This window comes from Domibacillus indicus, assembly GCF_000970685.1.
GTDB lineage: Bacteria > Bacillota > Bacilli > Bacillales > Domibacillaceae > Domibacillus > Domibacillus indicus.
Window position 1 is genome coordinate 53,867 of record NZ_LAJB01000010.1, and the last position, 23,828, is coordinate 77,694.

20 protein-coding genes are annotated in these 23,828 nt (G+C 46.7%); all 20 read left to right on the forward strand.

Annotation, left to right across the window (positions count from 1 at the left end; translation table 11 throughout):
- Window positions 1-76: 76 nt before the first annotated feature.
- The 20 genes from purE to zupT all read left to right on the forward strand — a co-directional run bounded on the left by purE (window position 77) and on the right by zupT (window position 23,772).
- A complete protein-coding gene (purE, locus tag VP98_RS12525; RefSeq protein ID WP_046175739.1) occupies window positions 77-565 on the forward strand; it encodes a 5-(carboxyamino)imidazole ribonucleotide mutase in 489 nt (162 codons plus the stop codon).
- A complete protein-coding gene (purK, locus tag VP98_RS12530; protein ID WP_046175740.1) occupies window positions 558-1,685 on the forward strand; it encodes a 5-(carboxyamino)imidazole ribonucleotide synthase in 1,128 nt (375 codons plus the stop codon). The genes purE and purK overlap by 8 nt, the downstream gene beginning before the upstream one ends.
- Window positions 1,686-1,715: 30 nt before the next feature.
- Window positions 1,716-3,011 carry an adenylosuccinate lyase gene (purB, locus tag VP98_RS12535; protein WP_046175741.1) on the forward strand — a complete coding sequence of 432 codons (1,296 nt, stop codon included), beginning with the start codon at window positions 1,716-1,718 and terminating at the stop codon, window positions 3,009-3,011.
- Window positions 3,012-3,036: 25 nt separating this feature from the next.
- Window positions 3,037-3,750 (forward strand): phosphoribosylaminoimidazolesuccinocarboxamide synthase, encoded by a 714-nt coding sequence (gene purC, locus VP98_RS12540; RefSeq protein WP_046175742.1) that lies wholly within the window; start codon window positions 3,037-3,039, stop codon window positions 3,748-3,750.
- The gene (gene purS / locus VP98_RS12545) at window positions 3,750-4,004 is read left to right on the forward strand and encodes a phosphoribosylformylglycinamidine synthase subunit PurS (RefSeq protein WP_046175743.1); all 255 of its coding nucleotides are present in this window, start codon (window positions 3,750-3,752) and stop codon (window positions 4,002-4,004) included. Before purC ends, purS begins: the two co-directional genes overlap by 1 nt.
- Window positions 4,001-4,684, forward strand: coding sequence for a phosphoribosylformylglycinamidine synthase subunit PurQ (gene purQ, locus VP98_RS12550; protein WP_046175744.1), 684 nt, complete (start codon window positions 4,001-4,003; stop codon window positions 4,682-4,684). The genes purS and purQ overlap by 4 nt, the downstream gene beginning before the upstream one ends.
- Window positions 4,668-6,902, forward strand: a complete 2,235-nt coding sequence (gene purL, locus VP98_RS12555) for a phosphoribosylformylglycinamidine synthase subunit PurL (protein ID WP_046175745.1) — start codon at window positions 4,668-4,670, stop codon at window positions 6,900-6,902. Before purQ ends, purL begins: the two co-directional genes overlap by 17 nt.
- Window positions 6,878-8,311, forward strand: coding sequence for an amidophosphoribosyltransferase (gene purF, locus VP98_RS12560; protein WP_046175746.1), 1,434 nt, complete (start codon window positions 6,878-6,880; stop codon window positions 8,309-8,311). The genes purL and purF overlap by 25 nt, the downstream gene beginning before the upstream one ends.
- A gap of 14 nt (window positions 8,312-8,325) precedes the next feature.
- A complete protein-coding gene (gene purM, locus VP98_RS12565) occupies window positions 8,326-9,351 on the forward strand; it encodes a phosphoribosylformylglycinamidine cyclo-ligase (RefSeq protein ID WP_046175747.1) in 1,026 nt (341 codons plus the stop codon).
- A complete protein-coding gene (gene purN / locus VP98_RS12570) occupies window positions 9,348-9,935 on the forward strand; it encodes a phosphoribosylglycinamide formyltransferase (RefSeq protein ID WP_046175748.1) in 588 nt (195 codons plus the stop codon). The genes purM and purN overlap by 4 nt, the downstream gene beginning before the upstream one ends.
- Window positions 9,932-11,467: a bifunctional phosphoribosylaminoimidazolecarboxamide formyltransferase/IMP cyclohydrolase gene (gene purH, locus VP98_RS12575; RefSeq protein WP_046175749.1), complete on the forward strand. Its 1,536-nt coding sequence runs from the start codon at window positions 9,932-9,934 to the stop codon at window positions 11,465-11,467. Before purN ends, purH begins: the two co-directional genes overlap by 4 nt.
- A 15-nt stretch (window positions 11,468-11,482) precedes the next feature.
- Complete coding sequence (purD, locus tag VP98_RS12580) at window positions 11,483-12,748, forward strand: phosphoribosylamine--glycine ligase (RefSeq protein WP_046175750.1); 1,266 nt, start codon at window positions 11,483-11,485, stop codon at window positions 12,746-12,748.
- 767 nt (window positions 12,749-13,515) lie between these two features.
- Window positions 13,516-15,252 carry an adenine deaminase C-terminal domain-containing protein gene (locus VP98_RS12585; protein ID WP_046175751.1) on the forward strand — a complete coding sequence of 579 codons (1,737 nt, stop codon included), beginning with the start codon at window positions 13,516-13,518 and terminating at the stop codon, window positions 15,250-15,252.
- A 34-nt stretch (window positions 15,253-15,286) separates the two neighbouring features.
- Entirely contained in the window at window positions 15,287-16,264 is a 978-nt protein-coding gene (locus VP98_RS12590; RefSeq protein WP_046175752.1) for a DUF3048 domain-containing protein, read from the forward strand.
- Between the two features lie 2 nt (window positions 16,265-16,266).
- Window positions 16,267-16,566 carry a YerC/YecD family TrpR-related protein gene (locus VP98_RS12595; protein WP_046175753.1) on the forward strand — a complete coding sequence of 100 codons (300 nt, stop codon included), beginning with the start codon at window positions 16,267-16,269 and terminating at the stop codon, window positions 16,564-16,566.
- Window positions 16,567-16,710: 144 nt separating this feature from the next.
- Complete coding sequence (pcrB, locus tag VP98_RS12600; RefSeq protein ID WP_046175754.1) at window positions 16,711-17,409, forward strand: heptaprenylglyceryl phosphate synthase; 699 nt, start codon at window positions 16,711-16,713, stop codon at window positions 17,407-17,409.
- 33 nt (window positions 17,410-17,442) lie between these two features.
- Window positions 17,443-19,635 (forward strand): DNA helicase PcrA, encoded by a 2,193-nt coding sequence (pcrA, locus tag VP98_RS12605; protein WP_046175755.1) that lies wholly within the window; start codon window positions 17,443-17,445, stop codon window positions 19,633-19,635.
- A gap of 14 nt (window positions 19,636-19,649) precedes the next feature.
- Window positions 19,650-21,659 carry an NAD-dependent DNA ligase LigA gene (gene ligA, locus VP98_RS12610; RefSeq protein WP_046175756.1) on the forward strand — a complete coding sequence of 670 codons (2,010 nt, stop codon included), beginning with the start codon at window positions 19,650-19,652 and terminating at the stop codon, window positions 21,657-21,659.
- 48 nt (window positions 21,660-21,707) lie between these two features.
- Window positions 21,708-22,841, forward strand: coding sequence for a CamS family sex pheromone protein (locus tag VP98_RS12615; RefSeq protein WP_046175774.1), 1,134 nt, complete (start codon window positions 21,708-21,710; stop codon window positions 22,839-22,841).
- Between the two features lie 121 nt (window positions 22,842-22,962).
- Window positions 22,963-23,772 carry a zinc transporter ZupT gene (gene zupT, locus VP98_RS12620; protein WP_046175757.1) on the forward strand — a complete coding sequence of 270 codons (810 nt, stop codon included), beginning with the start codon at window positions 22,963-22,965 and terminating at the stop codon, window positions 23,770-23,772.
- Window positions 23,773-23,828: the final 56 nt, after the last annotated feature.

The window sequence follows — 23,828 nt, forward strand, 5'->3', positions numbered from 1 at the left end:
GCTTTCTCCTATTTACTAGAAGAAGCGGTCTGCCCGTTTTTTTATGTAAAATAATCTCACAAAATGGAGGATCAAGATGGCGATTGAAGTAGGTGTTATTATGGGCAGCACATCTGACTGGGAAACGATGAAACACGCCTGTGACGTGCTTGACGAGCTTGAAATTGCATATGAAAAAAAAGTGGTTTCCGCCCACCGGACACCTGATTTAATGTTCGAATATGCGGAAACAGCCCGTGAGCGCGGGATTAAAGTAATTATTGCCGGAGCAGGCGGAGCGGCCCACTTACCGGGAATGACAGCGGCAAAAACAACGCTGCCGGTGATTGGTATTCCTGTTCAATCAAAAGCGTTAAACGGACTTGATTCTCTTCTGTCCATCGTTCAAATGCCTGGAGGCGTGCCAGTTGCAACAACAGCGATCGGCAAAGCCGGTGCTGTAAATGCAGGTTTGCTTGCAGCGCAAATTTTGTCGATTGCAAATGCTGACGTAGCAGAGCGATTAAACAAGCGCCGGAAGGAAACAGAAAAAACAGTTCTAGAAAGCAGTGATCAGCTTGGCTAGAGAGATGATTAAACCGGGAAAGACCATTGGCATCATTGGCGGAGGACAGCTCGGCCGCATGATGGCAATGGCCGCAAAAGAAGCGGGTTTCCGTATTGCCGTTTTGGAGCCGGCAGAAGGAGCGCCCTGCACGCAAACGGCCGATATTGTTATCCAGGCCCCTTATAACGATAAAGAGGCATTAAAGCAGCTGGCTGATGTAAGTGATGTTATCACATACGAATTTGAAAATATTGATTACGAAGGCTTAAAAGAGCTGATGAATACAGCTTACATTCCACAGGGTGCGGAATTAATCCGTATTACGCAAAACCGGGTGCATGAAAAAGAAGCCCTGACAAAAGCAGGCGTTAAAGTAGCCCCATACCGAGTCATTCGTACGATGAAAGAGCTGAAGCAGGGGATAGAAGATCTAGGCCTGCCGGCTGTTTTAAAGACAGCAACCGGCGGCTATGATGGAAAAGGGCAGTTTGTGCTGCGGAATGCAGAAGAGGCGGATCAAGCAGCTGTCCTGCTTCAGCACGGCGAATGTGTACTCGAACAATGGCTTACCTTTGACAAAGAAATATCCGTTATTGTGACACGCAATCCGGAAGGGGAAACAACATATTTCCCGGCGGCGGAAAACATTCATGTCGATAACATTCTTCATCAATCCATCGTGCCGGCGCGTATTTCAAAAGAAACAGAGGAAGCGGCAAAAGAGGCGGCAGAAAGAATTGCTTCTGCCCTGTCTCTTGTCGGCACGCTTGCTGTAGAAATGTTCGTTACACCGGAAGGCGGCCTGTACATGAATGAAGTAGCACCGCGCCCTCATAATTCGGGACACTATACGATTGAAGCATGCGGCATTTCCCAGTTCGGACAGCATATTCGTGCAGTGTGCAACTGGCCGCTGAAAAACACTTCGCTTTTAAAACCGGCCGTTATGGTCAATATCCTTGGCGAACATGTAGAAGGTGTGATCAGCGCTATTCCTGAAAAGCCAGAGTGGTCGATCCATTTGTACGGAAAAGATGAAGCGAAAGAAAAACGGAAAATGGGGCATGTTACCATTTTAACGGAGAATCTCGAAGAAACACTTTCTGAAATTGATGAAAGCCGTATTTGGCAAAAATAAATTGATTGATTAATCGGAGGATGACAACTAATGATCGAACGCTATACACGACCTGAAATGGGCAGCATCTGGACGGAAGAAAACAAATTTAAAGCGTGGCTTGAAGTAGAAATTCTAGCCTGCGAGGCATGGTCAGAGCTTGGCGAAATTCCAAAAGAGGATGTACAGAAACTTCGCGAGAACGCAAGCTTCGATATTAACCGCATCAACGAAATCGAGCTGGAAACACGCCATGACGTTGTTGCTTTTACCCGCGCCGTATCCGAAACGCTTGGAGAAGAACGCAAATGGGTCCATTACGGATTAACGTCAACAGATGTTGTAGATACAGCCCTTTCTTATCTATTAAAGCAGGCGAACGACATTTTACGTAAAGACATCGAAAACTTTATTGACATCCTTCGTGATAAAGCCATTGAACATAAACACACGGTAATGATGGGCCGCACACACGGTGTTCATGCAGAGCCGACAACATTCGGCTTGAAGATGGCGCTCTGGTACGAAGAAATGAAACGGAACCTGGAACGCTTTAACGATGCCGCAGATGGCGTCCAGTATGGGAAAATTTCCGGAGCGGTCGGTACTTATGCGAATATTGATCCTTTCGTTGAAAAATATGTGTGTGAAAAACTCGGCACAAAGCCGGCACCTGTTTCAACGCAGACTCTTCAGCGTGACCGTCATGCACACTATATGGCCACTCTTGCTCTTGTTGCTGCGTCGATTGAAAAATTCGCAACAGAAATCCGCGGCCTGCAAAAGTCCGAGACACGCGAAGTAGAAGAAGCATTTGCAAAAGGACAAAAAGGCTCGTCTGCGATGCCGCATAAACGAAATCCAATCGGATCTGAAAACATGGTTGGCCTTGCGCGTGTAATTCGCGGCCATATGGTCACAGCGTATGAAAATGTATCGCTCTGGCATGAGCGCGATATTTCCCATTCATCTGCAGAGCGCGTAATTCTGCCGGATGCAACGATTGCTTTGAATTACATGCTGAACCGTTTCGGCAATATTGTGAAAAACCTGACGGTATTCCCTGAAAATATGAAACGCAATATGGACCGTACGCTCGGCCTTATTTACTCACAGCGCATTCTTCTTGCCCTGATCGATAAAGGCATGGCGCGTGAAGCAGCTTATGATACTGTTCAGCCGCGGGCCATGGAAGCATGGGACAAGCAAGTTCAATTCCGTTCACTGGTAGAAGCGGATGAAACGATTACATCGAAGTTAACGCCGGAAGAGATTGCCGACTGCTTTGACTACAACTACCATATCAAGCATGTCGACACGATTTTTGACCGTATTGGCCTTAACTAAACCGGAATCTGAGGGGGATCACATCATGCAAAAAGGCAAGCAGCTCTACGAAGGAAAAGCAAAACGCATTTATGCAACGGACCAGGAAGGCATTGTCTGGATTGAATATAAAAATTCGGCTACCGCATTTAATGGAGAAAAAAAAGCTGAGATTGACGGAAAAGGCCGCTTAAACAATTTGATTACAGGGCTGTTATTCGAAAAGCTTGCTGAAAAAGGCATTGCCTCTCATTTTGTCAAGCAGCTGTCCGAAAACGAACAGCTTGTGAAGCATGTTGATATTATTCCGCTTGAAGTTGTTGTTCGCAATATTGCCGCAGGCAGTATTGCGAAGCGGCTTGGCTTTGAAGAAGGTGTCCGGTTTAGTGAGCCGATTGTTGAGTTTTATTTCAAAAATGATGACCTTGGTGATCCGCTTCTGACGGAAGACCATATCCGCCTGCTGGGTGCAGCGGCACCTGAAGAAGTGCAAATTTTGAAAAAAGAAGCTCTTCGCGTCAATGAGGTGCTGATTCCGCTGTTCAGTGAAATGGGCGTTGATCTCGTTGACTTTAAAATTGAATTTGGCCGCCAAACGGATGGAAGCATTCTCCTGGCTGATGAAATTTCTCCGGATACATGCCGCCTATGGGAAAAAGGCACAAACCGCAAACTCGATAAAGACTTATTCCGCCGGGATCTTGGCGGACTGACAGAAGCATACACCGAAATCTACAATCGACTTGGAGGAACTCTATAATGTATAAAGTAAAAGTTTATGTAACTCTTCGTGAAAGTGTACTAGACCCGCAAGGAAAAGCTGTGCAGCAATCCCTGTCAAGCCTTGGCTACCAGGGAGTAGAAGATGTGCGCATCGGCAAATACATGGAGCTTCAATTCGATGATTCTGTCCGTGACGTAGAGGGCACAGTCAAAGAAGTATGTGAAAAGCTTTTGTCAAACCCGGTTATTGAGGATTACCGATATGAAATCGAGGAAGGTGCAAAACAGTGAAATTTGCAGTCATCGTATTTCCAGGATCTAACTGTGACGTGGACATGTACCATGCGGTAAAAGATGAACTAGGAGAGCAGGTTGATCTTGTCTGGCATGATGCCGATAACCTTGATGAGTATGACGGTATTTTGCTTCCAGGCGGCTTTTCATATGGCGACTACCTGCGTTCGGGAGCAATCGCTCATATGTCAAAGGTGATGGCGGCCGTGAAAAAAGCGGCGGAAGCGGGCAAGCCGGTTTTAGGTGTTTGCAACGGCTTCCAAATCCTGCTTGAATCCGGTCTTCTTCCAGGCGCAATGCTTCGCAACAAAAACTTAAAGTTTATTTGCCGGACGGTAGAGCTGTCTGTTGAAAACAATGAAACAATGTTTACTTCTCTGTACAAAAAAGGAGAAAAAATCAGCATTCCAGTTGCGCATGGTGAAGGAAACTATTACTGCGACGAAGCAACACTGGCAAAATTGCAGGAAAACAATCAAATCGCTTTTACCTATGCAAGTGATGTAAACGGAAGTCTTTCCGATATCGCCGGCATTACCAATGAAAAAGGCAACGTACTCGGCATGATGCCGCATCCGGAGCGGGCAGTTGATGAACTTCTTGGCAGCGCAGACGGACTTAAACTTTTTCAATCAATCGTGAAACACTGGAGGGACTCTCATGTCGTTAATGCTTGAACCGAATCCGCAGCAAATTAAAGACGAAAAACTATACAGCTCAATGGGCTTAACAGACGAAGAATTTGCTAAAGTAGAAGAAATTCTCGGGCGTCTGCCAAACTACGCAGAAACAGGTCTTTTCTCGGTGATGTGGTCTGAGCATTGCAGCTATAAAAATTCAAAGCCTGTCCTGAGCCGTTTCCCGACAAAAGGCGAGCACGTTTTGCAGGGGCCGGGTGAAGGAGCCGGTATCGTGGATATTGGTGACAATCAGGCGGTTGTATTTAAAATTGAAAGTCATAACCATCCATCCGCTATTGAACCTTACCAGGGCGCAGCAACAGGTGTTGGCGGTATTATCCGTGACGTATTTTCCATGGGTGCCCGTCCAGTGGCGGTTTTAAATTCACTTCGTTTCGGTGAACTTGAAACATCACGCGTGAAATATTTATTTGAAGAAGTTGTTGCAGGCATCGCCGGTTACGGAAACTGTATCGGTATCCCGACAGTCGGCGGCGAAATTGCCTTCGATCCATCTTATGACGGCAACCCGCTTGTGAACGCAATGTGTGTCGGGTTAATTGATCATAAAGATATTCAAAAAGGCCAGGCAAAAGGCACTGGCAATACAGTAATGTATGTAGGTGCGAAAACAGGGCGCGATGGAATTCACGGAGCGACATTCGCTTCAGAAGAACTAAGCGAGAGCTCAGACGAAAAACGCCCGGCGGTACAGGTTGGCGATCCGTTCATGGAAAAGCTGCTTCTTGAAGCATGCCTCGAGCTTATTTACAACCACCAGGACATTCTTGTCGGAATCCAGGATATGGGTGCAGCCGGCTTAACAAGCTCGTCAGCAGAAATGGCGTCAAAATCCGGATCAGGGATCGAGATGAATCTTGATTTAATTCCGCAGCGTGAAACAGGCATGACACCATATGAAATGATGCTGTCTGAATCACAGGAGCGCATGCTGATTGTTGTGAAAAAAGGACATGAAAAAGAAATCGAAGACCTTTTTGCGAAGTACGGCCTTGAAGCAGCGTCTGTTGGTGTGGTAACGGATGACAAAATGCTTCGTTTAATCCATAAAGGTGAAGTGGCAGCAGAGGTGCCGGTCGATGCACTTGCCGAGGATGCGCCGGTTTACCATAAATCGTCTGCAGAACCGGAATATTATCGTGAATTCCAGGCGATGGAGAACACAGCACCAGAGGTTACAGATTATAAAGAAACACTTGTGAAATTGCTTCAGCAGCCGACGATTGCAAGCAAAGAGTGGGTATATGACCAGTACGATTACCAGGTTCGCACAAACACGGTTGTGGCTCCAGGCTCTGACGCAGCGGTTATCCGCCTGCGCGGCACGAACAAAGCGCTTGCCATGACAACAGACTGCAATGCACGCTACATTTATCTTGATCCGAAAACGGGCGGCAAAATTGCTGTGGCAGAAGCAGCACGGAACATTGTGGCGTCCGGTGCGCGCCCGCTTGCCATCACAGACGGATTGAACTATGGAAGCCCTGAAAATCCGGGTGTATTCTGGCAGCTTGAGCAATCGGCAGACGGCATCAGTGAAGCATGCCTTGCGCTTCAGTCGCCGGTTATTGGCGGAAATGTATCTCTTTACAATGAAACAAACGGCACAGCGATTTATCCAACACCGATTATCGGGATGGTCGGCCTGGTTGAAGACATTAACCATATTACAACACAGGCGGCAAAGCAGGCCGGTGACCTTGTTTATGTGATTGGCGATGCTGCAAATGAGTTTGGCGGCAGTGAGCTGCAAAAAATGATGAACGGCGGCAAAATTTTCGGGAAATCTCCGGAAATTGATTTAACAGTAGAAAAAGCCCGACAGGACGCTCTTCTTGGGGCAATTCAGTCTGGTCTTGTGCAGTCTGCTCATGACATTTCAGAAGGAGGATTTGCTGTAGCGCTTGTTGAGAAATTATTCGGCACAGGTCTTGGCGCCCGTGTTTCTCTCCAGGGTGAAGCAGCAGCGGTTCTTTTTGCGGAAACACAGTCACGCTTCGTTGTTACAGTGAAGCCGGAACACAAAGAAGCATTTGAAGCAGCCGTGCAGGATGCGAAACAAATTGGTGAAGTAACAGCTCAGCCAGTGGCGGCAATTTCAATTAACGGAGAAGAAGTGGTACAGGCACCAGTTAGTGAACTGGAGGATGCCTGGAAAGGAGCTATTCCATGCTTGCTGAACTCAGAGGCTTAAATGAAGAGTGTGGCGTCTTCGGGGTTTTCGGACACGAAAATGCTTCGCAAATCACATATTACGGCCTGCAAAGCCTGCAGCACCGCGGACAGGAAGGCGCCGGTGTCGTGATGAGCGACGGCGAACGCCTCCGCGGCCATAAAGGTGAAGGGCTTGTCACAGAAATTTTCAATCAGGACATCGTCAACGGATTGACAGGATCAGCAGCTATCGGGCATGTACGTTACCAAACAGCAGGAGGAGGCGGCTATCAAAACGTACAGCCGCTTCTGTTCCACTTTCAAACAGGCAGCCTTGCGCTTGCCCATAACGGCAACCTTGTAAACGCCACATCGCTGAAGCGTGAGCTGGAAGCCCAGGGAAGCATTTTTCAGACAACGTCTGATACTGAAGTACTGGCACACTTAATCCGCCGCAGCACGTACGGCACGATCAAAGACCGTCTGAAAACGGCTCTTTCTATGGTAAAAGGAGCTTATGCGTTTCTTGTCATGACGGAAAACGAAATGCATGTGGCGCTTGATCCGCAGGGACTGCGCCCGCTTTCAATCGGAAAGCTTGGTGACGCTTATGTGGTTGCGTCTGAAACATGCGCCTTCGATATTATTGGTGCGGAATTTTTACGCGACGTGGAGCCGGGGGAATTGATTACCATTAATGAAGCCGGCCTTCATTCTGAACAGTTTGCCGCAGCAATCAGTGATGCTATGTGTACGATGGAGTATGTTTACTTCTCCCGCCCGGACAGTGATATTCATGGCGTAAATGTTCACAGTGCTCGCAAACGCCTCGGTAAAATGCTCGCGAAAGAAGTGGAGCCGGCAGTGCTCGAAGCCGATGTTGTCACAGGGGTTCCGGATTCGAGTATTTCTGCCGCTATTGGTTTTGCAGAAGCAACAGGCATTCCATATGAGCTCGGATTAATCAAAAACCGTTATGTTGGCCGGACGTTCATTCAGCCGTCCCAGTCTCTTCGTGAGCAGGGAGTTAAAATGAAGCTTTCTCCTGTACGCGGCGTTGTTGAAGGGAAAAAGGTTGTTATGGTGGATGACTCGATTGTACGCGGCACAACAAGCCGGCGGATTGTTACCATGCTGAAAGAAGCGGGGGCAAAAGAAGTTCATGTTGTCATCAGCTCACCAGCTATTAAGCATCCATGCTTTTATGGAATTGATACGTCTGAAAAAGGTGAATTGATTGCAGCTCACCATACAAACGAAGAATTACGTGAATTGATCGGGGCAGATTCCCTGACTTATTTAAGCGTAGAAGGCACCATTGATGCAATCGGCCACCGCAAAAGCGCGCTTGGCGAATGCGGCCAGTGCATGGCCTGCTTTACAGGAGAGTATCCAACAGAAATTTTTCCGGATACACAGCATCCGCATGACAAAGAAATTATGTGTTAACAGGAGGAACGAAAATGGCAAAATCGTATGAAGCAGCCGGTGTTAACATCGAAGCAGGGTACGAAGCAGTAGAACGGATGAAAAAGCATGTAGAGCGGACAAAGCGCGCTGGTGTCATGGGAGCGCTGGGCAGCTTCGGCGGCATGTTTGACCTGTCTTCCCTGCAATTAAAAGAGCCGGTCCTTGTTTCAGGAACAGACGGGGTCGGCACAAAGCTGAAGCTTGCATTTATGATGGACAAGCACGACACAATTGGTATTGACTGTGTGGCAATGTGTGTAAACGACGTTGTTGTCCAGGGAGCGGAGCCGTTGTTTTTCCTTGATTATATTGCATGCGGCAAAGCGGTGCCGGAAAAAATCGAACAGATTGTCAAAGGTGTAGCAGATGGCTGCGAACAGGCCGGCTGCGCCCTAATCGGCGGTGAAACGGCTGAGATGCCGGGACTGTATGAGGAAGAAGAATACGACATGGCTGGATTTACGGTTGGCGCGGTTGAAAAAAGCGCGGCTGTAACAGGAAACAATGTGAAAGAAGGCGACGTTTTGATCGGTCTTGCTTCAAGCGGAATCCACAGCAACGGCTATTCACTCGTCCGCAAGATCTTTTTCGAAAAGCACAGCCTGAGCGTAGATGCGCAAGTGGAAGGTCTTTCTGTACCGCTTGGCGAAGCATTGATCGAGCCAACGCGTATTTATGTAAAGCCGGTTCTCTCTGTGCTGGAAAAAACAAAAGTAAACGGCATGGCGCATATAACAGGCGGCGGATTTGTTGAAAATATTCCGCGTGCCCTGCCAGCGGGGCTCGGGGCGGCGATTAAAGCCGGTTCCTGGCCGGTGCCGGCAATTTTCAACGTACTTGAGACATATGGAGAGCTTGACCGCCAGGAGATGTATAATATCTTTAATATGGGGATCGGCTTTGTGCTTATCGTGTCAAAAGAAGAAGAAGCAATTGTAAAGGAAGCACTCAAAGAAGCCGGTGAAACAGCTTATACAATCGGGCGTGTTGTAAGCGGTGAAGGAGTCACAGTCCAATGACGAAAATTGCTCTGTTTGCATCCGGCAGCGGAAGCAATGTGCAGGCAATTGCCGAGGCGGTGGCAGCAGGGAAGGTTCCTGCTGAAATCGCCATGCTTGTCTGCGATAAACCGGGTGCGTATGTGTTAGAACGAGCAGAGGCTCTGGGCATTCCAGTATTCGCTTTCCAGCCGAGACAATATGAATCAAAAGAAGCATTCGAAACAGAAATTGTCGGCCGCCTGAAGAAAGCCGGCGTTGAATTCGTTTTTCTAGCCGGCTATATGCGCTTGATCGGCCCTGTTTTACTGAATGCATACCGGAACCGGATCGTAAACATTCATCCATCTCTTCTCCCCGCGTTTCCGGGGAAAGATGCAATCGGACAGGCATTTGATGCCGGAGTGAAAATTTCCGGCGTTACGGTTCATTTTGTCGATGAAGGTATGGATACCGGCCCAATTATTGACCAGGAATGTGTACGAATCGATTCTGGCATGACACGCGGTGATGTACAAAAAGCGATCCAGCGAATTGAACACAATCTTTATCCGAACGTAATTACCAAACTTTTGAATGGATTTAGGGAGGAACAAACACAATGACGAAACGCGCATTAATCAGTGTATCAGATAAAAGCGGCGTAACCGAGTTTGCCAGAGAAATTGCGGCGCTTGGCTATGAAATTGTTTCAACAGGCGGAACAAAAAAGATGCTTGCAGAAGCAGGTGTACCGGTAAAGGGTGTAACGGATGTAACCGGGTTTCCGGAAATTTTAGAAGGCCGCGTTAAAACGCTGAACCCGTATATTCACGGCGGCCTGCTTGCGAAACATGGCGAGCCGGATCATCAAAAGCAGCTTGAAGAACACAAGATTCAGCCAATCGATATTGTCTGCGTGAACCTGTATCCATTCCAGCAAACAATTGCAAAACCCGATGTAACAACGGAAGACGCAATCGAAAATATCGATATCGGCGGCCCAGCTATGCTGCGTGCGTCAGCAAAAAACCATGAGTATGTTACCGTGATTGTTGATTCAAGCGACTATGATCAAGTTCTTTCCGAGCTGAAAAGCGAAGGGAAAACAACACTTGAAACGCGCCGGAAGCTTGCGGCCAAAGTATTCCGCCACACAGCAGCGTATGATGCCATGATCGCCGGCTTTATGACAGACCTTGCCGGAGAAGAAAATCCTGAAAAGCTGACAGTTACGTATGAATTAAAGCAATCGCTTCGTTACGGGGAAAACCCGCATCAAAAAGCAGCATTTTACGCGCAGCCGCTTGGATCATCTTTCTCAGTGGCGCAGGCAAAGCAGCTTCACGGAAAAGAGCTTTCTTACAACAACATTCGCGATACAGATGCGGCGCTTCAAATTGTAAAGGAATTTGATGAGCCTGCAGCGGTTGCCGTAAAGCATATGAACCCGTGCGGTGTTGGAGCTGGAGAGACAATCGAAGAAGCATATTCCCGCGCTTATGAAGCAGACTCAACATCCATTTTCGGCGGTATTGTAGCCCTGAACCGCCCTGTTTCAAAAGAGCTTGCTGAAAAGCTGCATGAAATTTTCCTGGAAATTGTCGTAGCGCCTTCCTTTGATGAAGAAGCGATTGCTGTTCTTTCCAAAAAGAAAAATATCCGCTTATTAACGCTTGATTTTGCTAACGGCAAAAAAGGCGAAAAAGTATTAACGTCCGTTGAAGGCGGATTGCTGTCACAGGACCTGGATGAACTGTCACTTGCGGATGCAGAGGTGAAAGTCGCAACCAAGCGCCAGCCGACAGAAGAAGAATGGACAGCCATGAAACTGGGCTGGAAAGTTGTAAAGCATGTTAAGTCAAACGCCATTGTTGTTTCTGATGACAAAATGACGCTTGGTGTTGGTGCGGGGCAGATGAACCGTGTCGGTGCGGCAAAAATTGCGCTTGAGCAGGCCGGTGAAAAAGCACAAGGCGCTGCTCTGGCTTCTGATGCATTCTTCCCAATGGACGATACCGTTGAAGCTGCAGCAAAAGCGGGCATTACCGCAATTATCCAGCCTGGCGGATCGATTAAAGATGAAGACTCAATTAAAAAAGCAGACGAATACGGCATTACAATGGTGATGACAGGCATTCGTCATTTCAAACATTAAGAGGGGGCTTTTCTCATGAACGTACTCGTTGTAGGGCGCGGTGGACGTGAACACGCCATTTGTAAAAAAGTGGCGGAAAGCCCGCTCGTTGAAAATGTATTTTGTGCACCGGGCAATGCCGGCATCAGCAGAGACGCAAGCATTGTCGATATTGATGAAATGAACTTTGCGGATCTGGCTTCCTTTGCAAAAGAACAAAATGTCGGTCTGGTAATTGTCGGTCCGGAAAACCCGCTGTCTGCCGGGATCACGGATTACCTGGAGCAGGAAGGCTTGAAAGTATTCGGTCCAAAACAAAATGCAGCTATTTTAGAAGGCAGCAAATCATTTTCAAAGATGATGATGGAAAAGTACGATATTCCAACTGCGCGTTACCAGTCCTTTGAGGATTATGATGCTGCAAAAGCTTATATTGAAAAAGAAGGAGCGCCAATCGTCCTGAAAGCAGACGGCCTGGCCGCCGGCAAAGGTGTTACCGTTGCCATGACAATGGATGAGGCACTGGCAGCTCTTGATGATATGATGCTGGATAAAAAGTTTGGAGATGCATCTGCCCGCGTTGTGGTTGAACAGTTTTTGCAGGGAGAAGAATTCTCTCTTATGGCTTTTGTCCAGGGAGAAAACGTGTATCCGATGCAGGCGGCGCAGGATCATAAACGCGCTTTTGACAATGATGAAGGACCAAACACAGGCGGAATGGGTGCATATTCACCGGTTCCCCATATTTCACAGGCCATTAACGACCAATCGGTGGAAGAGATCATCCGCCCGATTGCCAGGGGTATGGCTGCGGAAGGGCGTTCCTTTACAGGCGTTATTTTTGCCGGTTTAATGCTGACGGAGGAAGGACCGAAAACCATTGAATTCAACGCTCGTTTTGGAGATCCTGAGACGCAGGTTGTTCTGCCGCGCCTGGAAAATGATCTTGTCCAGGTAATACTTGATGTGCTTGATGGCAAAGATCCGCAGCTGACGTGGAAGAACAAATCAGTTCTGGGTGTTGTCCTGGCCGCGAAAGGGTATCCGGAAGCATACGAAAAAGGCCATGAATTAAAAGGGCTTGAAGCCATCGATGCCGGGTCTGTCATTCATGCCGGCACATATTCAGATGCAGAAACAATCCGCGCAAACGGAGGCCGAGTCCTGCTTGTGACAGGAAGCGGTTCGAATCCGCCGGAAGCACAGAAAAATGCTTATGAAAAAATAAAGCATATTGATACAGAACACTTCTTCTTCCGAAGTGATATCGGCAGCCGCGCGATTGCGAAAGCCGGTTTGTAATCCAAGAAAAAGCTGTCCTGAACGGACGGAGCACAAGAGACTGGCGACTTTGGCGCCGGTCTTTTTACAGTGTTGAAAAAAAACTTGTCAACAGCCGTTTCATTCGTTTTCGAAGAGTGTCTGTCCGGAAATCTTATAAATTGGCTATTTAGATAAGTGATGCTGTACCTGCCCGGCTTGCCCCATCTAAGTTTCCACGTCGCGCAAGCCCCTTTTCTGGAAGGAAAAAAGAGTAAGACCTGTTTTTCTTCTTTTATCAAAAGGAATAGAGAACTTTGTTCATTTATGGTCTCTTCTTTTCTGAAAAGGAGCGGGCGGAGGGCTGGCGGCGAAGACTCCCGCAGGACGAGCGGACAGACTGAAACAGACAGCGCAAAGCGGTGGCTGGTTCAGCGTTCGCCCTGCAGGAAAGCGAAGCCGCTAGCTCGCAGCCCAGTATGCTGCTTTTTAAAAGAAATTTTCACATAATAGGAAACGGTAAAGACAAAAGGCGTCCATTCCACTACTGTTCTTCATAAAACTGCAGTGTTTTTGGGTCCCTTATTTTAAAGGTTCAAACCGTCCTGCTTTTGCTTTTAAATGGGACAGAATGAAGTTCCTTCTTTTCCTATTTGTCCCGAAAATTGGTCCTATGCAAGTTTCTCGCCAAAAGTTCGAACTTTTTTCACAAAATCGGACATTCTTTAATGCGTTACTGTGTGATCTATGTTACGATGAAAGCAATCGCTGTATTGAAAGCGATGTCATTTTTGAGAGGAACGATTAGTATGTCTGATTTAACACATAAATGGAAAAATAAAAAAATACGAGAACAAATTGCTGTTATTGAAGGGAAAAAAGCGCCGACGCTTGTTTTAAAAAATGCACGCTACCTTCACTCTGCAATGAAGCGCTGGTTAAAGGGAAACATCTGGATTTATGAAAACCGTATTGTATATGTAGGAGAAGATATGCCGCATCAGGCAGATGAAGTTATGGACTGTACGGGGAAAACAATCGTACCGGGCTATATCGAGCCGCATGTTCATCCCTTTCTTATTTATAACCCAAAAACATTCTCAGAATATGCCGCTGAGCGGGGCACAACCACACTGGTTAATGACAACCTGATGATGATGCTGGCACTCGAGAAAAAGAAAGCGTTTTCTTTAGTGGGCGAATTAAACAAGCAGCCCGTGTCTATGTACTGGTGGTGCAGATATGATGCGCAAACAGAAATTGACAATGAAGACGATGTTTTTGCCAATGGCAATGTCAGCTCGTGGCTGGAGCATGAATGTGTAATTCAGGGCGGAGAGTTAACCGGCTGGCCGAAGCTGCTTGACGGGGATGATATGATGCTCTACTGGATGCAGGAAACAAAAGCCGCCAATAAACGAATCGAAGGGCATTTTCCAGGTGCCTCAGAAAAAACGCTGACGAAAATGGCGCTGTTTGGGGCAGACGGGGATCATGAGTCGATGACAGGAGAAGATGTTAGAAAACGGCTGATGAACGGAATGATGGTAACACTCCGCCATTCCTCGATTCGTCCGGATCTGGAAAAACTTTTAACAGAAATGAAAGAGCTGGATCTTGATCAGTACGATATGATGATGCTGACAACGGACGGGCCGTCTCCTGCTTTTTGCGCCGACGGCTTAACAGACAAGTTAATCCGCATTGCTATCGAAAATGGCGTTCCGCCGATTGATGCCTATCATATGGCTTCTTATAATGCAGCCCGCTATTACCGGATGGAAAATCTGCACGGAATGATTGCGCCGGGCCGGCTGGCAAGTATAAATATTTTAAAGGATGAGTTCCACCCTACTCCTGAATCCGTTCTTTCAAAAGGAGTCTGGCTGAAAAAAAGCGGCGTGAAGGAAAACGCATTTCCTTCTGTCGCCTGGCAGCGGTTTGGCCATACAAAAATGAATATAGATTGGCAGCTTCAAGAAGATGATTTGCAGTTTTCGATGCCATTTGGAATTGAAATGGTGAACAATGTGATTACAAAACCATGCCACGTCGTTAAAGATGTTGCAGGAGAGCATTTTTATATGGATGAAGACCAGAATTATCTGGTTCTTCTTGATTACGAAGGAAAATGGCGCATTAATACAACCATTAAAGGGTTCGCCACAAATGTCCAGGGCTTTGCTTCCTCTTTTTCCAGCACAGAAGATATTGTGCTGATCGGATCATCAAAAGAAGAAATGAAACGGGCATTTAACCGGGTCAAAGAACTCGGCGGCGGAATTGTGCTGGCCGAAAATGGAAAGGTTATTCATGAAATACCGCTTCCGCTGTCAGGAATTATGTCTGACCAGCCGTTTGAAACAGTGATCGAACAGGAAGTTAAGCTGCGTGAATTGTTATTAGAGCGGGGGTATCCGTATGAAGATCCTATTTATTCTTTGCTGTTTTTAACATCCACTCATTTGCCTTATATAAGGATTACGTCACAGGGGATGTATGACGTAATGAAGAAAACGGTACTCTTTCCGACAATAATGCGTTAAAATAGTGAAGTAAAACTATTTTCGGAGTGTCGATATGAGAAAAAAATGGATGGCAATGGCTGCTGCAGCCATTTTAATCAGCGGCTGCTCAAGCGCTGAGCCTGCCAGTACGAATGAACAGCAAAGCCAGGTAAACCCATTAACCGGCGTTGAATCGTCGGATACAGAACATCGAGCCATAGCGGTTGTCGTCAGCAACCACCCTGATGCACGTCCACAAATGGCTCTTGATGAAGCCGACATTGTATATGAAGTGTTAACAGAAGGAGGAATCACCCGTTTTCTGGCGCTTTACCAGAGCAAGTATCCAGGCAAAATCGGGCCAGTCCGCAGCGCGCGTGATTATTTTATTGAGCTTGCGGAAGGATACGATTCCCTATTTTTAGCCCATGGCTACAGCCCGGAAGCGAGGGAGATTCTTTTATCTGAGGAAGTCGACCAGCTGAACGGAATTCAGCATGAGGGAACTGTTTTTAAGCGTGACAGTTCCCGGGAGGCGCCGCACAATTCCTATGTGCATGTAAAAGAAGCAATGGAAGCAGCGGAACAAAAGGGCTACGGCCTGGATACCGCTCCTTCACGCCTTTTGTTTTTATCTGATAAGGAAAAGATGGAACTGAACGGTGAGCCGGCCGCTGTTCTATCCATTCAGCCGTCTTTAAATGACTCCTTTGAATCTGTTTATGAATTTGATGGAAAGTCGTATCACCGGTCTATCAGCGGTATGGATATAGAAGCAGATAACATTTTTATTATTGAGGCGGACCATCGTGTAGTCGATGCGGAGGGCCGCCTTGATATTGATTTAAAGTCTGGCGGCGATGCGTTTTTAATTCAGGACGGCCTGCTGAACTTAGTGAAATGGCGCAATCAAGATGGCAGGATTATCCCATACACAGAAAGCGGAGCCGCATTTGTAACCGGCAAAACATGGATTCATGTTGTACCGGCGTCAAGAGGATTAAATAAAGCAGTAAATGTGGAAATAGAGGGTGAAGGGAATGGAAGCTGATTATGCAAATAGATAAACTACGCGGAAAAGAGCTGGACCAGCTTTTTCAGGCAGTTCTCTCATTAAAAGACATGGAGGAGTGCTACCGGTTTTTCGACGATTTGTGCACTGTTAATGAAATTCAGTCACTGGCTCAGCGGCTTGAGGTAGCCCGTATGCTTCAAGAAGGAAAAACCTACCATAAAATTGAAACAGAAACCGGAGCCTCGACTGCGACCATTTCCCGCGTTAAGCGATGCTTAAACTATGGAAATGATGGCTATGAGTTCGTGCTGAAGCGTGTTCACAATAAAGAAAGTTAAAATGAAAGCAGCCTCTCTTGCAGAGCTGCTTTTTTGTTTTTTGAAAAAGGGAGATACTCATTGTATGCTTACAATGACAAATGAATGAAGGCCTGTTTCGTGATATAATACAAAGTTGTAATTGAAAGATTGGAGGCAGCGCACATGTATGATGTTCGCGAATGGCGGCATGTGTTTAAATTAGATCCGAATAAAGAAATAGATGACGAGTTGCTTGAACGCGTGTGCGAGTCTGGAACAGATGCTATTCTCGTAGGCGGTTCAGATGGCGTAACACTTGATAATGTGCTTGAATTAATGGTCCGTGTACGCCGTTTCCCGCTTCCATGTGTCCTGGAGGTTTCTTCACTGGAAATGGTAACACCTGGTTTTGACCTTTATCTTATCCCGACGGTTTTAAATACCGAAAATGCAGAATGGATCAACGGTTTTCATTTTGAAGCGATGAAAGAATACGGTGAATTAATGAATCCAGAGGAGCTGATTTTAGAAGGCTATTGTATTGCGAACCCTGAATGCAAGGCCGCAAAACTGACTGGCGCTTTACAAAAGCCGGATACAGAAGATATCGCTGCTTATGCACGGCTGGCGGGGCACTTATGGAAGCTGCCGATTTTTTATTTGGAATACAGCGGTATGTATGGTGATGTAAAAGCTGTCCAAAAAGCCGCGGAGCTCTTGTCTGAGACGAAGACGGTTTTTTTCTACGGCGGCGGTATTAAAACAGCTGAACAAGCAAAAGAGATGGGGCAGCACGCCAATGTTGTGGTAGTGGGCAATGCCGTATATGATTTTCCTGAAGAAGCACTAAAAACCGTTGAGGCGGTAAAAAATAGTGTATAATAAAGAACAAATGTTCCGAATGGTGGTGGCAGTATGCAATTTTTAACGGACCGATTATTAAAGGGCTTAAATCCGGAGCAGCAGGAAGCTGTCAAGACAACAGAAGGGCCTCTTCTTATCATGGCCGGTGCCGGCTCCGGTAAAACCAGGGTCCTGACGCATCGCATTGCGTATTTAATTGTTGAAAAAGAAGTAAATCCATACAATATTTTAGCTCTTACATTTACCAATAAAGCAGCCCGTGAAATGAAAGACCGGGTTGGCAGCCTGCTTGGCGGGGCAGCAGAAGAAATCTGGATGTCTACATTTCACTCTATGTGTGTCCGGATTTTGCGCCGTGATATTGACCGTATCGGCTACAGCCGGAATTTCACTATTTTAGATACTGCTGATCAGCTGTCAGTTATAAAAAGTATCTTAAAAGATCAAAACATTGATCCAAAGAAATTTGATCCGCGGGCGCTGCTTGGCACAATCAGCTCATCCAAAAACGTGCTTATTGATGCTGCATCATTTGCGCGCCGGCAAGGCGGCTATATGGATCAAGTGGCTTCAGGCGTCTATACCGAATACGAGAAGCGTTTAAAGAAAAACAACGCGCTTGATTTTGATGACTTGATCATGCTGACCATTCGCTTGTTTGAGCGGGTGCCCGAAGTGCTTGAATTTTATCAGCGCAAATTCCAGTACATTCATGTTGACGAGTATCAGGATACAAATAAATCACAATATACACTTGTTAAGCAGCTGGCAAGCCGGTTTCAGAATTTATGTGTAGTCGGGGACAGTGACCAGTCCATTTACCGCTGGCGCGGGGCGGATATCGCCAATATTTTATCGTTTGAAAAAGATTATCCGCATGCGAAAGCGATTTTTCTGGAGCAGAACTACCGATCTACAAAACGTATTTTGCAGGCGGCCAACGAAGTGATTGAAAATAACGCTAACCGGAAGCCGAAAAAGCTCTGGACGGAAAACTCGGAAGGGAAAAAAATTGCTTACTTCCGGGCAGACAGCGAGCGGACGGAAGCAGAGTTTGTAGCCGGCAAAATAAAAGAGCTTTCCGCTGCCGGCCGAAAGCAGTCAGAATTCGCAGTGCTATACCGGACCAATGCCCAGTCGCGTTTAATTGAGGAAACGCTGATGAAGTCGAATATTGATTACACAATTGTCGGCGGCATTAAGTTCTATGACCGAAAGGAAATTAAAGATCTGCTCGCATACCTGCGTTTAATTGCCAATCCTGATGACGATATCAGCCTGGCGCGGGTCATCAATGTTCCAAAGCGCGGACTCGGCTCTACATCGCTTGATAAAATTGCCCGTTATGCACAGGAAAATGATATCTCTATGTTCCGAGCCCTCTCGGAAGTGGACTTTATCGGCTTAAGCGGCAAAGCAGCCAATGCTGCAGCGGATTTTAGAGACCTGATTAATATTTATACGCAGCAGCAGGAATATTTATCTGTTTCCGAGCTGGTTGAAGAAGTCATTGACCGGACCGGTTATGTAGATATGCTCGCAGCAGAAAAAACAATCGAGTCACAGACGCGTATTGAAAACATTGAAGAGTTTTTATCCGTAACAAAATCGTTTGAGGATAACAGTGAAGATAAAACGCTGATTGCCTTTTTAACGGACCTGGCGCTTGTCGCGGATATTGACCAGCTTGGCAAAGAAGAGGAGCCGTCAGAATCAGTTGTCCTGATGACACTCCACTCGGCTAAAGGCCTTGAATTTCCCATTGTGTTTTTAATAGGAATGGAAGAGGGAGTTTTTCCACACAGCCGGTCACTGATGGACGATGAGGAAATGGAAGAGGAGCGCCGTTTAGCGTATGTTGGCATCACGCGCGCTGAAAATGAGCTTTTTATAACGAATGCGGAAATGCGGACGTTGTACGGCAGAACAAATATGAATCCTGTTTCGCGGTTTATAAGCGAAATTCCGGAAGACCTGCTGGAAGCCGAAAATCCGAAACGTCAGCCGAGAAAGCAAATGCCGTTCGGCCAAAAAACGCGACCGGCTGTTACACGGCCGCAGACAAATACGTCAGCCGGGCTGAATTGGACCGTTGGCGATAAAGCTTCACATAAAAAATGGGGAACCGGAACCGTTGTAGCGGTGAAGGGAAGCGGCGACAGCACAGAGCTTGATATTGCTTTTCCAAGCCCAACAGGTATTAAACGGCTTCTTGCGCAATTTGCACCGATTGAAAAAGCATAGAAGGGACGGTCTGTATGGATATAAATGCAGCAGCGGAGCGTGTAAAAGAGTTACACGAAACATTAAATAAGTACAGCTACGAATATTATGTGTTGGATCAGCCATCGGTGCCGGATTCAGAATATGACCGGCTGCTAAAGGAACTAAATAATATTGAAGAGCAGTTTCCTGAGCTCCAGACACCGGACTCACCGACACAGCGTGTAGGCGGATCGGTTCTCGATGCGTTTCAAAAAGTACAGCATGACACACCGATGCTCAGTCTGGGCAACGCGTTTAATGAAGCGGATTTGCATGATTTTGACCGGCGGGTAGAACAGCTTGTCGGCCATTCCTCTTACTCATATGTATGTGAGCTTAAAATTGACGGCCTGGCCGTTTCCCTTAAGTATGAAAGTGGATTATTTGTACAGGGAGCAACTCGCGGTGACGGAACCACCGGGGAAGACATTACAGCCAATTTAAAAACCATTCGTTCTATACCGCTTCGGCTCCAAAAGCCGCTCACCATGGAGGTGCGGGGTGAAGCATTTATGCCGAAGCAGTCATTTATTGCTTTGAATGCGATACGTGACGAAAAGGGAGAAGAACCATTTGCTAATCCGCGCAATGCAGCGGCGGGGTCTCTTCGCCAGCTTGATCCGCGTATTGCCGCTTCAAGAAACCTGGACATTTTTTTGTATGGCATTGCGAATCCCGGCCCTCTTGGTATCAGCACTCATAGCGAAGGGCTGGACCTGCTTGATTCACTTGGGTTTAAAACCAACAAGGAGCGGCGTGTCTGCGCCACAATTGACGAGGTCATTTTATATGTAAAAGAGCAGTCTGAAAAGCGAAAGCAGCTTTCGTATGAAATCGACGGCATTGTGATTAAAGTAAATTCCCTGGATCAGCAGGATGAGCTTGGTTTTACGGCAAAAAGTCCGCGCTGGGCCACAGCGTATAAATTTCCGGCAGAGGAAGTTGTCACAAAGTTAACGGATATCACGCTAAGTGTCGGCCGTACAGGAGTTGTTACGCCGACAGCTGTCCTGCAGCCGGTTCGGGTTGCCGGTACAACGGTTGGCCGTGCTTCTCTTCATAATGAAGATCTGATCCGTGAGAAAGATATCCGGATCGGTGATATGGTTGTGGTGAAAAAAGCAGGCGATATCATTCCAGAGGTAGTAAGCGTGCTGGCCGACCGCCGCACAGGAGAAGAGAAAGAATTTCATATGCCGGACCGTTGTCCGGAATGTGATAGTGAACTGGTTCGGCTTGAGGGAGAAGTAGCGCTGCGCTGCATCAATCCCCAGTGCCCGGCGCAAATCCGGGAAGGCATGACCCATTTTGTTTCACGCAATGCAATGAATATCGAAGGGCTTGGTGAAAAAGTCGTAGCCCAGCTGTATCGTGAAAAGCTGATTACAGACGTGGCTGATTTATACACTCTTCAAAAAGAAACGCTTATCCGGCTTGAGAGGATGGGGGAAAAGTCAGCGGATAATCTGCTGGCTGCGATTGAAGAATCAAAACAGAATTCCCTGGAACGCCTTTTGTTTGGGCTTGGTATTCGCCACGTCGGCGCGAAAGCAGCGAAAACACTTGCAATGGAATTCGGCACGATGGACCGTTTAAAGAATGTGACAACAGAAGAATTAACGGCTATTCATGAGATAGGCGGAAAAATGGCGGACGCTGTAGTGCTGTATTTTAACCAGCCGGAAGTGGAACAGTTAATTGGAAAGCTGAAAGCAGCCGGTGTGAATATGGCTTACACAGGGCCGGTTCAAGCCGCTGTAGCAGAAGGAGAATCAGCTTTTGCAGGCAAAACGGTCGTGCTGACAGGGAAATTATCGCAGCTGACACGCAACGATGCAAAAGAACAGATTGAAGCTCTCGGCGGTACTGTGACAGGCAGCGTCAGCAAAAAAACGGATCTTGTTATCGCAGGGGAAGAAGCGGGCTCTAAGCTTGAAAAAGCGGAAAAGCTTGGGGTTGAAGTATGGGATGAGCAGCGATTAATGGATGAACTTAAAAAATAAGAGGTGGCTTTTTTGAAAAAGAAATGGGTTCTGGCGGCGTTATCCACGATGCTTCTTGTCAGCGGATGTGCACCGGCGCTGCAAAAGGATGACGAAGTAACACAGGAGAATGGGGATGAAGCAACGGCTGTCATTCCGACATATCAAATATCCGAAAATTTTTATCGAACGATCGTGCCGTTTGAGCCAGGCAAAGCCCGTGGCCTTGTTGTTTCAAATTTAAATACAAGATATGACATAGTCGAATTTGAAACCGGTCTGATGCGCATTGCCCAGGAAAACTATTCACCGGATGATTTCCTTTTCCAGGAAGGTCAAGTACTGGATGAAGATACTGTCCGGTCATGGCTTCGCCGAAAATATACAGATGGACAGTTAAAAGAAAAGGAATTAACAGCAGAAGAAAACCTTGGTCTTAATCCGGTTGACACGGGTGAGGGATCGGTTGAAGAGCGGAATGAGCGGGCACCGATTTATCTGGCGCATATTATGGAACAGGACTACTTAACAAAAAAAGAAGATAATTCGCTCCAGCTTGATGGAATGGTGATCGGGCTTGCACTTAATTCGGTACACTATTACCAAAAAGAACAATACGGCGCCGAATATGAATTTACGATTCCTGACAAAACAATTGAAGAAGAAGGCAAGAAAATCGCGTCCCAGGTGGCCTCCCGGCTTCGTGCCATGGATAAAACAAAAAGCATTCCGATCACGATTGCCCTGTTCAAGCAGGCGCCTCAAAACTCTGTAACGGCAGGCAACTTTATCGCTTACACACATCTTGATGCGGGACAGGGAGAAATTTCCGATTGGAAAACAATTAATGAAGAGTATGTTTTATTTCCTTCTAAAGCGGCAGAAGAAAATCACCGCGAGGATGCCACATACTTTGCAAACTTCAAGCAGGACATTGAAGAGTATTTTGATAACTTTAATGGAGTAATTGGCCGCGGCCTGTACAGCGGAGAAGAGCTGACAAGCTTAAAAATTGAGATTCCCATTCAGTTTTATGGAAAAGCAGAGGCAATCGGCTTTACTCAGTATGTAACCGGCCTCGTAATGGAACATTTTCCGGCTTATATTCCTGTAGAAGTGAGCATAACTTCTACCAGTGGAACAGAAGCGCTCATTGTAAAAGAAGCAAACGCAAAAGAACCATATGTTCATATTTATGAATAACCCAAAAGCCTGATTTGATGAATAGTATCAAATCAGGCTTTTTTTATTTCCTTAAACAAAAAATGTTGCGCAAGAGCAACAACTGGCATACACTAATAAAAAAGCACAGAGGAGGGCTTGTGTGGACGGGAACGTGTTACTGGCATTCGGTTTAACGCTGCTGGCCGGCCTGGCTACAGGCATTGGCAGTGCGCTCGCGTTTTTCACATCGCGCACAAATACAAAGTTTCTGGCCTGGGCGCTCGGATTCTCAGCAGGGGTTATGATCTATGTCTCAATGATTGAAATTTTTGTGAAAGCAAAAGATGCACTGGTATTGGAGCATGGGGATAAAACGGGCTACTGGCTTACCGTTATTGGATTTTTCGCAGGTATTGTAGTTATCGCAGCCATCGACAAATTTATCCCTTCAAGCGGAAACCCTCATGAAACGAAAACAGTAGAAGAGTTTCATAAGGAGCCGGAGCGTGACGAGTACGCAAAGCTTAGAAAAATGGGGATCTTCACGGCTCTCGCCATTGCCATTCATAATTTTCCGGAAGGAATTGCGACCTTTGCGTCAGCTCTTCAAGACCCGAACCTTGGAATTGCCATTGCCGCAGCTGTGGCTATTCATAATATTCCAGAAGGGATTGCGGTGGCTGTGCCGCTTTATTTTGCAACAGGCAACCGAAAAAAAGCCTTTCAATGGTCTTTTTTATCGGGTCTTTCAGAACCCGTCGGTGCACTTGTTGCCTGGGTCATTTTAATGCCTTATTTAACGGATACCATGTTTGGCATGATATTCGCCGGAGTCGCTGGAATTATGGTCTTTATCTCGCTGGATGAACTGCTGCCGGCCGCTCAAAAGTATGACCAGACCCATATGGCCATTTACGGCGTTGTTTCAGGAATGGCTGTGATGGCGTTGAGTCTGCTGCTTCTTGTATAGTTTTTTATCGCTTTATCGCCGGAAGAGCGCATTCTTTCGGCTGTTTTATTTTTTTG

Bases quoted from the DNA above. Each gene is read 5' to 3' on its own strand.
- purB (WP_046175741.1), top strand. From the start codon at position 1,716: ATGATCGAACGCTATACACGACCTGAAATGGGCAGCATCTGGACGGAA.
- purD (WP_046175750.1), top strand. From the start codon at position 11,483: ATGAACGTACTCGTTGTAGGGCGCGGTGGACGTGAACACGCCATTTGT.
- ligA (WP_046175756.1), top strand. From the start codon at position 19,650: ATGGATATAAATGCAGCAGCGGAGCGTGTAAAAGAGTTACACGAAACA.
- purS (WP_046175743.1), top strand. From the start codon at position 3,750: ATGTATAAAGTAAAAGTTTATGTAACTCTTCGTGAAAGTGTACTAGAC.
- purF (WP_046175746.1), top strand. From the start codon at position 6,878: ATGCTTGCTGAACTCAGAGGCTTAAATGAAGAGTGTGGCGTCTTCGGG.
- pcrA (WP_046175755.1), top strand. From the start codon at position 17,443: ATGCAATTTTTAACGGACCGATTATTAAAGGGCTTAAATCCGGAGCAG.
- VP98_RS12590 (WP_046175752.1), top strand. From the start codon at position 15,287: ATGAGAAAAAAATGGATGGCAATGGCTGCTGCAGCCATTTTAATCAGC.
- VP98_RS12595 (WP_046175753.1), top strand. From the start codon at position 16,267: ATGCAAATAGATAAACTACGCGGAAAAGAGCTGGACCAGCTTTTTCAG.
- purM (WP_046175747.1), top strand. From the start codon at position 8,326: ATGGCAAAATCGTATGAAGCAGCCGGTGTTAACATCGAAGCAGGGTAC.
- VP98_RS12585 (WP_046175751.1), top strand. From the start codon at position 13,516: ATGTCTGATTTAACACATAAATGGAAAAATAAAAAAATACGAGAACAA.
- purN (WP_046175748.1), top strand. From the start codon at position 9,348: ATGACGAAAATTGCTCTGTTTGCATCCGGCAGCGGAAGCAATGTGCAG.
- purE (WP_046175739.1), top strand. From the start codon at position 77: ATGGCGATTGAAGTAGGTGTTATTATGGGCAGCACATCTGACTGGGAA.
- purH (WP_046175749.1), top strand. From the start codon at position 9,932: ATGACGAAACGCGCATTAATCAGTGTATCAGATAAAAGCGGCGTAACC.
- pcrB (WP_046175754.1), top strand. From the start codon at position 16,711: ATGTATGATGTTCGCGAATGGCGGCATGTGTTTAAATTAGATCCGAAT.
- purL (WP_046175745.1), top strand. From the start codon at position 4,668: ATGTCGTTAATGCTTGAACCGAATCCGCAGCAAATTAAAGACGAAAAA.
- purC (WP_046175742.1), top strand. From the start codon at position 3,037: ATGCAAAAAGGCAAGCAGCTCTACGAAGGAAAAGCAAAACGCATTTAT.
- VP98_RS12615 (WP_046175774.1), top strand. From the start codon at position 21,708: ATGCTTCTTGTCAGCGGATGTGCACCGGCGCTGCAAAAGGATGACGAA.